Source organism: Pseudomonas antarctica (assembly GCF_900624995.1).
In the GTDB taxonomy this organism is placed as follows: domain Bacteria; phylum Pseudomonadota; class Gammaproteobacteria; order Pseudomonadales; family Pseudomonadaceae; genus Aquipseudomonas; species Aquipseudomonas antarctica.
On the sequence record NZ_UYXQ01000040.1, the window covers coordinates 17,277 to 32,264 of the forward strand.

2 protein-coding genes are annotated in these 14,988 nt (G+C 62.2%); both read right to left on the minus strand.

Going from position 1 to position 14,988, the window contains the following annotated elements:
• Positions 1-89: 89 nt before the first annotated feature.
• Complete coding sequence (locus E0F99_RS18325) at positions 90-14,315, minus strand: two-partner secretion domain-containing protein (protein ID WP_083357669.1); 14,226 nt, start codon at positions 14,313-14,315, stop codon at positions 90-92.
• Between the two features lie 33 nt (positions 14,316-14,348).
• Positions 14,349-14,988: ShlB/FhaC/HecB family hemolysin secretion/activation protein (locus E0F99_RS18330; protein WP_130908851.1), on the minus strand; the 640-nt coding region annotated here is incomplete at its 5' end.

Here is a 14,988-nt window from a genome sequence, read left to right on the forward strand (position 1 = left end):
ATCCGAGACATGTGGCCCCTTGGCTATGCGCCCCAGCACACTTTTGTAAGAAGGCCATTTCGGGTTTACGCCCGAGCGCTCGCACTGAATTATTTCTTGGACCATGGTTCCACCTTAAATTCTGCTACACCTGTTTTACCGGGGGCAGGAACACCGACTTTGACGGTCACGCCTTGGACTTTGACGTTTTCAGAAAGCAGCGCTGCTCGCAAAGCATCACGTAACGCTGGGTCCGAATCGGCAATTGAGCTATTACCCAACCACCCTCTCAACCTCGTCGCCGGATCTCCGTGCGGCGTACCGGCCTTACTCACGCCATTCACCGAAGACTTCGCATCCATCACTACCACGGTAATCGTATCGCCATTGATCGCAACCGCGCAGCCATCACAGCCGTGGTTGCTACCGTTCTGCAATGGTTTGAAATTGAGGCCGGTTTTTCCGTTGAGGGTTTGAAGGGCCAGTTGCTCGCCTAACACCCCATCATTTACAAGCGAACCGGTCTTCCAATTGGGAAGGTGCGACAGCGGGATACTTTCAAATGTCTGCCCAAACAGGTCTTCAACCCGGCTGAACTTAGGTGGGCTGATTGCATCAGGGATAACCTGCCCTGGTCCTTTTGCACCATCGAAACTCGCATCGTTAGCCGCAGTTTTACCAGTACCTACAACTCTGGTTTCCCCAGAAACCAAACCGGATGGAGTAGCTTTTGAACCCGTCTTCTCCCCCGTCAGCAGAAGAGATTTACCTTCAGCCAACTTTCCGGCACCTTTGAACAGCGCAATTTCTATCGCCGCCCGCGCCGCCGCAGTCCCATAATCACGCATGGGATTAACATCGCCAGGGTAGGTATCCATACTGAACGAGGCAAGTACCTTGCTCCCCTGCGTGTATTGATAAGGCGTTAGCAGAGCACCCGTCGCCTGCATACCATCGTGGAAGGAGAGCGCGCCGCCCAAGCCAGACAATGCAGGTGCCGCGCACCCCACCACCGTCACGCAGGCAGGCGCCGTCAACGCTGCACCGCCGAACCCGGCAGCGGCCCCTATCGCCCCCAGCACCGCTCGACTCGCATTGCCCGAGCGGGTAAGTGCCTCGTCATTCTTCAACAGCTTGTCGTTGGCTTTATCCCACCGGCCGTACTCATCAAAAGCTCCGGTTGCCAACAGCTGCTTCTGAGCATCCTTGAAGCTGCCGCCGTCAGACTCAAGTTCGCTGATGTACTTGTAGTTTGGATCTTCAGTCGGAACGGAAGCACTGCAGTGCACCAAGGCACAGGCCGCGGCCTTCAACTTATAGGCATTGGCCGGGTCGTCTTTCTGCAAAGCTTCCAACGCGAGCGTTTCCTTCTGGTGCAGTTGGCGGTTGTACTGATCCGCCATTTGCGACACCCAGGACGCTTTGTTGACATCGCCGCCGGCCAGCCCCGCCGCAGTCAAACCGACCACCTGGGCGAACGCCTGTCTCAACTCCGGTTGCTTATCAAACGTATCGTTCAGGACCTGCGCCATTGCCTGACTTGCGCCCGCAGCAATAGCCCCGGTTTTGAAGTCGCCACCCGTGGCACTGGCCACCGCACCACCAAACAAGGCGTGCATGGTGACTCGGGCTGAACCACCCTCCGCCCACATCGCCATCCCGGTGGTATCACCGGCGTTCTTCGCGGCCTGCCAATGGTCCTGGGCATAACTGCCCACGTAGTTGAACGCCGTCGCAGCCACCACATTGCCGGCCTGTGAAACCAGGCCGCCGGTGACGTTCTTGCCCAGATTTCCGCCACCCACCACCGTCTGAATGGTGCCAGCAGCCACACCTTGAGCCGCCGCGTGAACCGCAAAGCCGCCAATCCCTTCCAGAGTTTTGAGATCGAACCCTTTGGTGAGGTTATTGAAAGGCTTGGTGGTGCCGCCCAAGTTGGGATCGATGACACCTGTTGTGAAACCTGCTGTAAGAGCGCTTGTTGCATAGCCTTTCAGCGCGTTGCTTGAAGTCACATCTTTAAGCGTCGCGCCAAGGTTGCCGCCATTATTGATAAAGCTGACAGCACTGCCGCTTGCAAGTGACGTTAACGCAGCAGTGGCCATGGCGTTGCCCCAGCCTGCCGCCGCAGTCCCAACAGCAGTGCCTGCCGAGACCATTGCCGAACTACCCGCCGCCGCCATAGCGGTGCCAGAACCCGCAGTTCCTGCACCCGCAAACGCTGTGCCTACTACACCGCTGGCCGCCCCAGCCGTCAATACCGTAACAATAATAATGATCGCCAGCATCGCCCCTTGTCCGAGGCTGGAGTTGCTGTACTTATACGAGTCGTGCGTTTCCTTGATCAGTTTCCAATCAACATCTCCACGTTTCTCCGCGTCCTTCAGCCAAGCCATCTGTGGATCTGCCTTCACCATCGCGTCGATCGCCTGGCTGACGGTCTGTTGGTTGACTTGTTTGACATCGATATGCAGACCATCAACGGCCTTGATCGCGATTTCACCCTTGGCAACCATTTGGGTCTGCCTGAGGGTCTCGTCGGTGTTGCCTTTGCCACTCATGCTGTTCCAGGCAAGGCTGCTTTTGCTCTTGGCATGGCTTTCCTGATCGAGGTCTTTGACACCCTCGAAGGTCACGCTACCACCGCTGGCGATGGTCAGGTCATTGCCACTGTCCAACTTGGCAGCCTGGTATTTCTGGTCGCCCTGACTTTGAATAGTCAGGTCACCACCGGTTTTGATTTCGCTACCGATGTGGGTGACTTTAGTCACTTCATCCCGCTGGGTTTTCTTACTGCCCCAACTGCCCTTCTTCTTCATGTCATACAGCGAATAATCACTGTCTTCGGCCGACAGCAACGCCAGGTTGCCACCCGCCACCAGGTAGGCTTCATCGCCTGCACTGATACGGCTGGCAATCAGGCCCAGGTCCTTACCTGCACTGAGCGAGACGTCCCCACCGGCACTCAGCGTGGTCGACACCTGGCTGACATGATCTTCCTGACGCTTTTCCTTTTTACTTTTACTGGAGGAGTGTTGCTCGTCCGCAGCCGAGGCCAGGAACATATCGCCGCCAGCGCTCATGTTGATGTCGCGCTTGGCATCGATCTGGCTGGCGATAGCCGTGATGTCTCGGCCGGCTTTGACGTTGATGTCGCGACCTGCCTCTACGCTAGAACCGTATTGCGTGGCATTGCTCGATTGCAGGCGGCGCCCCATGTCGGTCGCATTGCGCTCTTCGGCAGAGGCCAGGCTGGCATCGCGACCCGCCACGATTGTCGTGTCACGACCGCTGTGCAAAACGCCGCCGACGCTGGCAACGTCTTTGCCGGCGCTGATATCCAGGTCATTGGCCGCCTCCACCCTCGCCGCACTGTCAACGTAGTCCCGATGCTGCGAATACCCACGCCCGCTGTCGTCCCACCCAGTCACGCTGCGTTCGTTGATCACATCCCCATTAATCGCGGTCATCGTCACATCACGCCCGGCAATAATGCCGCCGGCTTTGTTAACAATGTTGTTACCGGCGAGCAGGTCGAGGCGATTGCCCGCTTCGATCAGCCCGCTGTTGGTCAGGTCGTTACCCGCCTGGGCCGACAGGTTGTTGTTCGCGCGCAGGATACCGGCGTTGACCAAGTTTTCGCCGGCGATCAGCTTCAGGTCGTTACCGGCGATCAAGGCACCATTCGGCGCCAGGCGGTTGTTGGCCTGGGCCAGGTAGAGCACTGGCACCAGGACCTTTTCACCGTTCACTTCGTGTTGTTCCAGCCACACGATGTCGTGGGTCAAGGCCGCAACCTGTTGCGAGGTGAGGCTCACGCCCATCGACAGGTTTAGTTGCTGCTTGCTGCTGATGGCGTTGTCCATCAGGTACTTGAACAGCTTCTCGTCGGTGTTCTGACCGTCGATAAAGCGTTGGCCGGTGCGCGCTTGTACCGCTTGCTGCACCAGGCGCTGTTCGTAGAGGCCATCGCCGAGGCGTTTCCAGCTCTGGTCGGGGTTGTAGCCCAGGCCTTGCAGCAGGTAGTCCGAGCTCATGAATTGCTTGAGGTCGGTGAGTACCGGGCTGGTCTCGATCAGGTACTTGTGCGGCTGCGAGGCGGCGCGGCTGTCGGGCAGGCCTTGGACGCGGGTGAAGGTTTGGCTGGTCAACGGGGTCGGTTGCCCCACGGCCGTCTGTGGCGCAATGGCAGCCACGTTGGTGCCACGGCTACTCAGGTCGGGGCGAGCGCCGTCCGACTCAGTGAGCGCGGTGTGCACCGAGCGGGCGTCGCGATCGGCTGCAGCCAGACCGGACAAGTCCGTTGCGCCGACCGCTGGCCCGGCACCCTGCGCCGGGTTATGCGCATCAATGCCGGCTACATGGGTGATGTCGCCACCGCTGGAGCGGCCAGGCTGTAGGGTCTGCACGTCGGCGCTGCCGACAGCGTCAATGTTGATAGCGCTGGCCACGGCGTCGATGGCGCCGGCTTCGCGAGCGGTCAGGGCGATTTGATGGGTACTGGCGGTGACAAGGGCAGCCCCTTCCACCTGGATCGTACGGCCCTGGTTTTCAGGTCGCGCTTGATCACGCGTGGCCGGGTCAATGCTGGCGCTGCCCAGTGTCCACGTCTGAGCGCCGCCCTGATTGCCGGTCGCCTGCCCGCTGGTGCCACCTTGGCCGCTTAAGCGGAACAAGCCGTTCTGCCCGCTGGGCAAACCGAAGCCCGGCAGGGTCAAGGGGTTGACTTGCTGTTGGGCCAGGTCAGGCGGCAACTGTGCATTCAGCACCACCACCTGGGTTTTGTTGGCGCCCACACCGGTATCCAGCGCGCGGCCGCCTACCCCAAGCGCGGTCTTGAGCACCGTGATGTTGCTGATGTTTTTACTGGCGATGAGTTGAGCGTTGCCGCCGGCCTGGATGATGGCCGGGGCCACCACTTGCGTGCCGCCTGCCACCGGTATGGGCGCATTGATCCCTGAAAACAGCGACGGGCTGAACTTCGTCATCAATGCCGCAAAGGCCGCCTCATCCACCGGCGAGCCTTGAGGGTGCGCGCGGTTGTAGGCCTGCACCGCCGCGACCATCTGGTTGTACTGGCCCTTGCCGATTTTGGTAATGCCGCCGTATTCCTGGCTCCGGGTGCCAGAGCCACCGGTGGCCGCCAGGTTCTGGATATTCTCGCCGGTAATCGACAGGTCATTGGCGGCCGACACCACGCTGTAGCGGTTGGTGAAGTTCTGGCCGGCAATCACCATGTTGCGCCCGGCGCTGAGGGTGGCCGACGGTGAGTTGGCCTCCACCACACTTTCAACCGTGCGGCTCAGGGTGACCGCAGGCCTTCTGTCGCTCCAGCCACCGCTGCAATGTTGCGTGCAACGAATGCTGACGCCCACCGACGTCAAGCGTTGGTTGAGCTGGAATTTCTCGCGCTCGTTGACCACGTCATTGGCCGAGAGCCGGAGGTCGCCCATGCTTTCGATGCTGGCGGAAATGTTGCGGATACTCTGTGCGGCTGTCCCGCCGGCAACACCTGCCATCGTCAGGTTGCCGAGGCTGTAGATGTCCGAATAATTGTTGGTCAGGCTGCCCACGTTGAACGTGGCGTCCTGGCCACTGAACACGAAACCGCGCGCATTGATGTCGCCCGCAACGTGGTCGTTGAGCAGGCTTTGGGCCGTCAGATCAAGGTTCTGCGCAGCCCCCAGCGTGCCTGTGTTGACCACGCTGCCGGCGTCGATACGCAGGCCGCTGCCGGAGGTCAGGCGCCCACGGTTGCTCAACTGGCCGCCGACGCTCACGTGGCTGGCGCCCCCGCCTGCCAGGCTGCCGGGCTCCTTGAGGGTCATTTGCGCGGCGCTAAGGTTCAGCGTACCGACACTGCTGATGCGCCCGTTGCCTTCATAACCGCCAGCCAATTGCACAGCCACACTGCCGTCGCTGGCAATCAAGCCATCGTTGTTCCAATTACCGCCGTTGCCGACCAAGCTTTGCGACGCCAGCAATTGCCCGCCCGCCGTCTGGTTCAGGGTGTTGACGTTCACCGTCAAACGGCCGGCCTGGATCACACTGCTGTTGGTCCAGTTATCTGCGGTCAGGGTCAAACCGCCGCGCGTCACCACATTGCCGCCCGCACGGGTAAGGTTGGCGGTAGCGATATCAAAGGTCCCGGTGCCGCCGTGCAGCACACTGCCGCCTTGGTTCTGCAGGCTGCCGGTCAGCGTGAAGTCGCTGTTGGAGGTTTCCAGTTGGCCATTGCGGTTGTCGATCTGCCCGCCAACTTGGACGGTGGTTTTGCCGCTGCTGCCAAGGGCGCGCAGTTGGCCGCCGACGTTATCGACATCCCCGGCCAGCAGGTTCAGCGTGGTGTCGCTTTCGATAATTCCCGCCTGGTTGCGTAACGCGCCGCTGAGCCCCAGGTCGATCGTACCCGCGCCAATCTGGCCGCTGCTGTTGTCCAGGGTTTGCCCGCCCACGCGCACCAGGCCCTTGGCGTACAAACCGCCGTTGGCGTTGGCGAAATAATTGGCGTTGACCACTGCATCGCCGGTCTGCGCAGCGATGCGCCCGCTCTGGTTGTCGATGCGGTTAGCGCGCAGGTCCAGGCCCCGGGCGCTGACCAGTTTGCCGCCCTGGTTATTGACGTCGCCGCTGACGGTCAAGCCCAGGCCGGTCTGGCCCTGCACCTTGCCATTGGCGTTGTTCAGGCTTGCGGCGTTCAGTTGCACGTCGGCGTCTTGGCTGTAGATCAAGCCGTCGGTTTGGTTTTGCACGACGCCGCTGCTGGTGATGACCACCCGCTCTTTGCCGGCAAGGGTGCCGCGCTCACTGTTATTCAAGCCGCCGGTGAGCAGGGTCAACAGGCTCTGGCTGATGATCTTGCCGTCGGCGTTGTTGTAGACCTGGTTGGCGCGTTTGAGCAGCAACGGCCCGGCGCTGGCCAGTTTGCCGCCGCTGTTATTGAGGTTGCCGAGCAGGTCGAGGGTCATGCCGCCGTTGCTGATCAGGCTGCCACCGTTGTTGCTCAGGTCGGTGCCGGTAAAGGAAAACCCCTGCTGCACGTTGATGGTGCCTTGGTTGGCCAGGGTGGCCGCTTGCACATCCAGCTCGGCGCCGCTTTCGATCAAGCCGCCGTCGCCGTTCACCAACGCGCCGGTCACTGCCAGCGCTTGCCCGGTGCCGCTGGAGAGCACGCCACTGCCGCGGTTATCCAGGCTGGCAGCGCTGACGTCCAAACGCCCGTGGCTGACGAGTGCGCCTTCGGTGTTGTTTTGCAGCGCGCCGCTCAGGCGCACATCAATCGCGCCGCTACGGCTGGAGAGCGTGCCGTGGTCGCGGTTGTCGAGGTTGCCGCCACTGACGCTCAGGCCTTGCCAGCCGCTCAGCAAGCCCTTCGCGGAGTTCATCAGCGTGCCCGCGTTGACACTCAGGGTCTGGCTGCTGATCAGCTTGCCGCCGGTGTTGTCCAGGCTCCGCGCGGTCACGGAGAAGCCTTGCTGGCTGGAGATTTCACCGCCCTGGTTATTGAGGTCACGCAGGTTTTTCAGGGTCAGCGGGCCATTGGCAAGCAGCAGGCCGTTGCGGTTATCCAAGTCGCTGTTGTTCAGGTCGAGGGTCACGCCCTGCTCGCCGACAATGCGGCCGCCCGCCGCTGCCAAGGCATTGACGCCCACGGCCAGCGCACCTTTGGCCGAGACTTCGCCACCGCTGCCGGTGTTCAGGCCGGCAGCCGTGAGGTTCAGGGTGCCGAGGCTATTGATCAGGCCCTGGTCTTGGTTATTCAGCTGGCCGTCGCTGCTCAATAGCAGGTCGCCACGGCTGTTCACGCGGCCACCTCGGTTGTCCAACGCCGCCGTGCGGGCATCGAGGCTGGCAGCGCCGATCATGCCTTTGAGGTTGGTCAGCGCCTGGTTGATGCGCAAGGTCAGGCCTTGGTTGCTCAGCAGTTTGCCGTTGCTGTTATCCAGGCTTTGCGCAGCCAGGGTGAAAGCCTGGCCACTGGAGATTTCGCCGTTCTGGTTGGTGACGGTGTTGAGGTTATTGAGTAGCAACGGGCCCTTGGCATTGAGCAAGCCCCCGGTGTTGTTCAACGCGCCGTTGTTCAGGTCCAGACTTAAACCGGCGTTGCTGAACAGCTTGCCACCTTGTTGATCGAGCCCGGTGACGCTGGCCGTCATGCCCTGCTCGCCGCCGATGCTGCCACCGTTGTTCAACTGTGCGGTGGTCAACGCCAAGGTGGCGCTGCTGTTGAGGCGCCCGCCTTGGTTGTTCAGCGCGCCCGTGCTGACGACGACCGGGCCCTTGCCGCTGATGATGCCTTGCTGGTTGCCCAGACTCGCGCTGTGCAGCGTGAGGCTGCCATCGGTGACCAACTTGCCGTCCTGGTTATCCAGGTTGCCGGTCACGGCGACGCTCAAACCTTGGGCACTGGAAAGGCTGCCTTTGTTGTTAATCAGGCTTCGCGCCTTGACGCTCAGTGCGTCTTCACTGCTCAGCACGCCTTGGCTGTTGTCCAGGTCGCCGGCCAGTTCCAGCACCAACGGTTGTTCGCTGAGCAGCTTGCCGCCCGTGTTGTCCAGCGAGGTGCCGGTGAGGCTCAGCCGCTGGCCGTTCAATTCACCGAGGGCGCGGTTGATGACCTGGTCCACCGCCAGGTTCAAGCCGCCGCGCGCAAACACCACGCCTTTGTCGCTGTTGTTCAACTGCTGGCCGGTGACGCTGACGTCGGCGTTGCCGGTCAGCTCACCGGCGCGGTTGTCGATCGAACCCACGTCGAGTTTCAGCGCTTTTGTGGCGCCTACCAGACCGTTACGGTTATCCAGATTGGCGCCGCGCAGGTGCAGGCCTGCGGTGCTGATCAGCTTGCCGTTCTGGTTGTCGAGTTGCTCGATGTTGGCCGTCACCTGCGCCTTGCCGGCGATCTCGCCATTGCGGTTATCCAGGCCGGCGCCGGTCAGCAGCAAGTCGCCGTCGGCAATCACGCTGCCGCGTTGGTTATCCATGCGCTCGGTGGCATGGATTGCGACATCACCGCGGCCACTGAGCAGGCCGTCGGTGTTGTCCAAACGGGTGCTGCGGGCGTCGAGGCCAACGGCGTTGATATGGCCGTTGACGTTGGCCAGCAGTTGCTCAACGCGCAAGGTCAGCCCTTGGTTGCTGATGAGCTTGCCGTGGCTGTTGTCGAGGTTGTTGGCCGCCAAGGTGAAGGCGTTCTGGCTGGAGATTTCGCCGTGCTGGTTGTTGAGGTTAGCGAGGTTGTTGAGCACCAGGATCGGTGCGTTGATCACGCCCGCGTTGACCAGCTCGCCGTTGTGCAGGTCGAGGTTAAGTTGCGTGGTGCTGAGCAGCTCGGCGCCGCCCATTTGCGTGAGGCCGGTGAGGTTGGCCGTCAAGGTGCCAACGCTGCGGATTTGCCCGCTGTTGGTGACCTGGGTGGCCGTGAGGTCAAGGCTGTCGGCACTGGTGACATGCCCCTCAACAGCGTTTTTGAACGCGCCGGTCGCGAGGCTTGCGGAACCCTGGCTTTTGATCAGGCCGTGAGTGTTATCGAGGCTGGCACTGGTCAGCTTGAGGCGTTGCGCGCTCTCGACGGTGCCGTCTTGGTTAATCAACGCCGTGGCGCTGGCGATCGTCAGCGGGCCGGCGCTGGAGAGGCTGCCGCCGGTGTTATCGATGCGCTGGGCCGCCAGGTCCATCGAACCTTCGCTGGTGAATTTGCCACCCGTGTTGTCCAGCCCAGCCGCCAATTGCAACGCCAGGGAGCGCTTGGCGCCAAAGGTGCCTTCGGTGTTATCCAGGCGGGTGCCGGTGAAGCGCGTGTTCTGGGCGAAGACCAAGCCTTTGGCCTGGTTGATCACCGCGTGCATCGCCAGCTCCAGCGCAGTCCCGGCCAACAGCTTGCCGCCACTGTTGTCGAGGCGCTGGCCGCTGAGGTCGATGTTCTGCTGGCTGGAGATTTCACCCGCGCGGTTGTCGACGCTGTTGATCGTGAGCTTCAGCGCTTTTTTCGCACCGAGGACGCCGCCGTCGCGGTTATCCAGGGTGTCGGCGTTGAGGCTCAAGTTGCCCTGGGCGACCAACTGACCGCCCTGCTGGTTGAAGATCCCGACCGTGGCGTCCAGATCAGCCTGGCTGGCAATGCGGCCCTTGGTGTTGTCGACGCTGTCGAGCGTCAGCCGCACCGGGCCAACGGCGCTGGCCAGGCCGTTCTGGTTACTCAGGGATTGCCCGGTGATCGCCAGCGCCTGCTTGCTGTTGAGCACGCCTTGACGGTTATCCAGCTGGCCGACTTGCAGGTTCAGATCCTGATTGGCCCGCACCGCGCCGCCACGGTTATCCAGGCTGGCGCTGCGCAGGGTCAGCAGGTGTTGAGCGGACAGGCGGCCTGTGCGGTTGTCCACGCTGGCGGCTTGAATATCCACGACGCCTTTGGCCAACACACTGCCTTTGGCTTGGTTGTCCAGCAGGCCATCGACCTTCACGCTCAAGCTGCCATTGCTGACCAAGCTGCCGGACTGGCGGTTATCCAGGCTGGCCGCGGTCACGTTCAAGCGCTGGCCACTGCCCAAGGTGCCGCCCTGGTTGAACAGCGCGCCGGTGGTGGTGAGGTCGAGGCTGAAGTCACCCGTCACGTGGCCGTCGTTGCGGTTGTTCAACGTCATCGCGTTGACCACGCTCGCGCCCGTGCTTGAGACCTCACCGTCGTCATTGAGCAGGTCGGCACCCAGGTTCAGCGCCAGGTCTTGGGAGCTGCTGAACACGCCGCTGCTGTTGTCCAGGCGCGCTGCCTGGGCGCTGAGCCCGGCGGCGGAGATCTGGCCTTTGATGTTGATCAGTGCCTGGTCGAGCTTGAGGCTCAGCGCTTGGTCACTGAGCAGCTTGCCGTCGCTGTTATCCAGGCTGGTTGCGGCCAGGGTGAAGGCGTGTTCGCTGGAGATTTCACCGCTCTGGTTGGCGACCGTGGACAGGTTTTTGAGCAGCAGTTGCCCCGGCGCATGGATCAGGCCGCCGGCGTTATTGAGGTGGCCCTGGTTCATGTCCAGGCTCAGGTCGCTGAGGCTGTAGAGCTTGCCGCCGCTGCGCTGGTCAAGGCCGGTGAGGCTGGCGGTAAGGGCTTGGTTGCTGGCGATTTGGCCATCAAAGCGGTTATCCACCTGCCCCGCCGTCAGGTCCAGGCCCTCGGCGCTGGAGAGGCGCCCGCTGTTCTGGTTGTTCAGGCTGCCGGTGGTGACGCGCACGGCGCCGTCGCCGATCAGCTTGCCGCCACGGTTATCAAGGCTGGCGCTGTTGAGGGTCAGGGCCATGGCACTGAGCAATTCGCCGTTGCGGTTGCTGATGGCGCCGCGGGTGGTCAATTGCTGCGCCGCGCCGCTGCTGAGGCGGCCGCCGTCGTTGTTCAGCGTGCGGGCGTGCAGCGTGAAGGTGCCATCGCTGCGCACGGTGCCTTGTTGGTTGTTCAGCTCATCGAGGGTCAGTTGCACCGCGCCGTTGGCCAGCAGGCGCCCGCCGTTACGGTTGTCGAACTGTTTGCCGTGCAAGGACAAGTCGCTGACGCTGGAAACCTCACCGCCCTGGTTGTCGAACTGGTCGATATTCAGGTTCAGGAACTGGCCGCTGATGAAGTGACCGCCACGGTTGATCGCGACCCCGGCATGGGTGACGGTGAGCAAACGGTCGCCCTGCAGCAGGCCTTGGCTGTTGTCCAGCGTCTGGCTGCCCAAGGTGGTGGTCGCAGCGACTATTTTGCCTTGGCGGTTATCCAGCGCAGTGGTGACGAGCACCTTTGCGTCATCGCGTATTTTGAGTTCGCCTTCGGCGTTGATCAGGCTGTTGGCCTGCAGGTCCAGGCTGGTGGCGGCAATCAAGCCCTTGGTGTTGTCCAGCGCCTTGGCGATGCGCACCAGCAGCCCTTGCTCGCTGAGCAATTGGCCGCCACGGTTGTCGAGGCTGTCGGCGGTGAAGCCCAGCGCTTGGGCGCTGGAGATTTCCCCGCCCTGGTTATCGACACTGTTCAGGTTGCTCAGCAGCAGCACACCGGGCGCGTGGATCACGCCGCTTTGGTTATTCAGGTGGCCGCCGTTGAGGTTAAGGCTGACGCCTGCCTGGCTGTAGAGGTTGCCCTTGCCACTGTTGTCGAGGCTGCCGGCACTGACAGCCAACCCTTGCCCGGCGAACAGCGTGCCCTGGCGGTTATCGAGCAGGCCCTGGCTGGTGAGGTTGAGGGTGGCGTCGCCTTGCACCAAGCCTTGGCGATTGTCCAGGGTCGCACTGCTGACCACTGCCGTGCGTGCCAACACTTTGCCGTTGCGGTTATCCAGCGCCGCGTCGATCTGTGCGAGCAACCCGTCACCGGCGCTGAGTGTGCCGCCATTGTTATCCAGGCTGCCGGCATGGATATCCAGGGCGTTGGCCGAGACCAGGCCTTGGGTGTTGTCGAGCGCCTGGGCGATGCGTACGGTCAGTGCCTGTTCGCTCAAAAGCTTGGCGTTGCGGTTGTTCAAGGTGTTGGCAGCCAGGGTAAATGCCTGGCTGCTGGAGATTTCACCGCCCTGGTTGTCGACGCTGTTGAGGTGACTGAGCAACAAGCGCCCCGGGGCATTGATCACACCACCCTGGTTATTCAGGTGGCCGCCATTGAGGTCGAGGCTGACCTCGCCCTGGCCGAAGAGCCGACCATCATCGTGCTGATCAAGGCTGGCGACACTCGCAGTGAGCGCCTGCCCGCCACTGATGCGCCCGCCCGCGCTGTTGTCCACGTGGCCCGCGTTCAAGTCCAGGCGCACGTCGCCGCGCACGGTGCCGTGCTGGTTAATGACCGGGCCTGTGGCCGTTAGGCTCAACGACTGCCCGGCTGAGACCAGGCCTGCCACGTTGTCCAGCGCTGCCAGTTGCAGCGAGGCCTGTGCCTGGCTCGACAGCTCGCCATTGCGGTTGATCAGTTGGCCGATACCTGCGGTGAGGTTGCCGCTGCTGGTGACGAGGCCACCTTGGCTGTTGAGCAGTTGACCGGCGTTTATCCCGAGGCTGCCGGCGCTGAGGATGCGGCCTTTGTTTTGGTTATCCAGGTTTGTCGCAGTCAGTTGCGCAGCGCGCTGGGCGCTCAATGTGCCGCGCTGGTTGGCCAGCTCGCCGGTGTTAATGCTGAGGTCGCGGCTGGCGATGATGGTCTTGCCGGTGTTGTCGATAGTTTGCGCGGTCAGGCGCACATCGCCTTGGGCATTGCGGCTGCTATCGGCGTTGACGCCAGCTTCGATAATGCCGTTGTTGGTCAACCGGCCAGCGGCGTCCAGGGTGATGCTGTCCTTGGCGGCGAGGGTTTGTTGGTTGGTCAGTGCGCCTTGGGTTTTCACCGACAAGTCGGTACCGGCGTAGACCGCACCTTTGGTTTCGGCGCTCTGCGCCTTGACGTTAACGGCGGTGCCCGCCGAGGTCTGGCCCATGACCACATTGCCCGCAGCATCAATCTGAATATCACCGCCGGCCACCATGTCACCCGACAAGCGCACACCCACACCGGCCTCGGTACCGACCAGCTTGACCGCGCCCACATACATGCCGCCCAGCGCCGAGGAGTCAATCGCCAAATCCGGCGCTTGGCTGCCATCCGCCGCACGTGCGGTGGCGTTCAAGGTGCGTGCGTCGACGTCGTTGCGACCGGCGACGATGGTGAGTTTTTTCGCCTGGATTTGCGCGTTAATGGTGGTCGCGCGGGTGATGATTTCGAACTGGTCGACGTTGGTGGCATTCAAGCCGGCGCCTTCGATGGCGACGCTGCCTTGGTCGACTTGGTAGCGACTGATCTGGCCGTTTTCGATTACCGCCTTGCCGGTGGTGAGCGTGGCTTGTGGCGTATTGATAAAGCCGCAGCCGTTGCAACTGATGCCGTACGGGTTGGCGACGATCACATGCGCCGACTGCCCCGCCACTTCGGTGTAACCGCGCAGCTGGCTGGGGCTGCCGCCGTTGACTTCGTTGAGGATGATGTTGGCGGCGGCGCCTTTGAAATTCGGGTTGCCGACGATGATGCCGCCCAGCTGGGTGGCCTGGGTGCGGTCGGTGGCGTTGTTGAGAATGACGCCGTTGGCACCGACGTTGTAGTCATGGAATTGGTTGTGCGACAGCCCATTCGCGTTCGGCGCGGCGATGTTGACGATGGGCACGCCATTGCCCGCTTGCGCCAGGCCCGTGCCCGGCGCGCTCACGACGATGCCGTCGGCCTGGGCCAGCAGCGGCTGCCAGAACATGGCGTTGGCCAGGATCAACGCTAACCCACGTTTAGGCAGCCCCAGGAAGTGGGAGCGGCTTTTTACGGCAGCAGAAGGCTGGCGCGCGAGGAAGGCGAACTGGCGGACGTCCATGTCATTACTCGATGCCCGAGGGCGGTAAAAAATTTAAAGGAAAAAGTCCATACGGAAATAGATCGGCGCTTCACGTTCCGTGATCGCAGCCGGTCGTTCCAAAGAGTGGGCAAAGGTCACCGTGGCCGCGACGTTCTTGCCGCGTGCGAACAGGTCCAGCGAGTTACTGCTCATTCGCCCATGCTGCTCGGCGTTGTAGCGGCCGTGGCTGATCACGCCCTGGTCGTAACCGAGGCTGGTGCCGTATTCGCTGAATACTGGTTGCAGCCAGGCCCAGGTCACCGGGCGGCTCCAGCGCAGGTCGTTGCGCCAGTAACCGCCGCTGTCGCCGGCGAGCATCTGGTCTTTGTAGCCGCGAATCGACGACTGCCCGCCGAGGCTCATGCGCTGCGGGCTGAACAGCACGTCTTCGCTGTGCTGGCCGGTCATCAAGCTGCTGAAACTGAGCGACTCGCCCCACAGTTTGAACGGGTACAGGTAGCTCACCGTCGCGGTGTATTTGCGGTAGCGCGCATCGGCCTGGCCGGGCTTGGGGTCGTGATTGGCCTGGGCGTCAAACGCGCCGATGCCGTCCTGCATGCCCCGGTCGATGTTGAGGAACGAGTTGCCGATCCGCCGACCATGGTTGATGCCGAACTGGGCTTCGCTGAGGCGGTTGCTGCTCAGCGCGAGC

Coding starts and splice junctions, on each gene's coding strand:
- E0F99_RS18325 (WP_083357669.1), bottom strand. CDS start 14,315: ATGGACGTCCGCCAGTTCGCCTTCCTCGCGCGCCAGCCTTCTGCTGCC.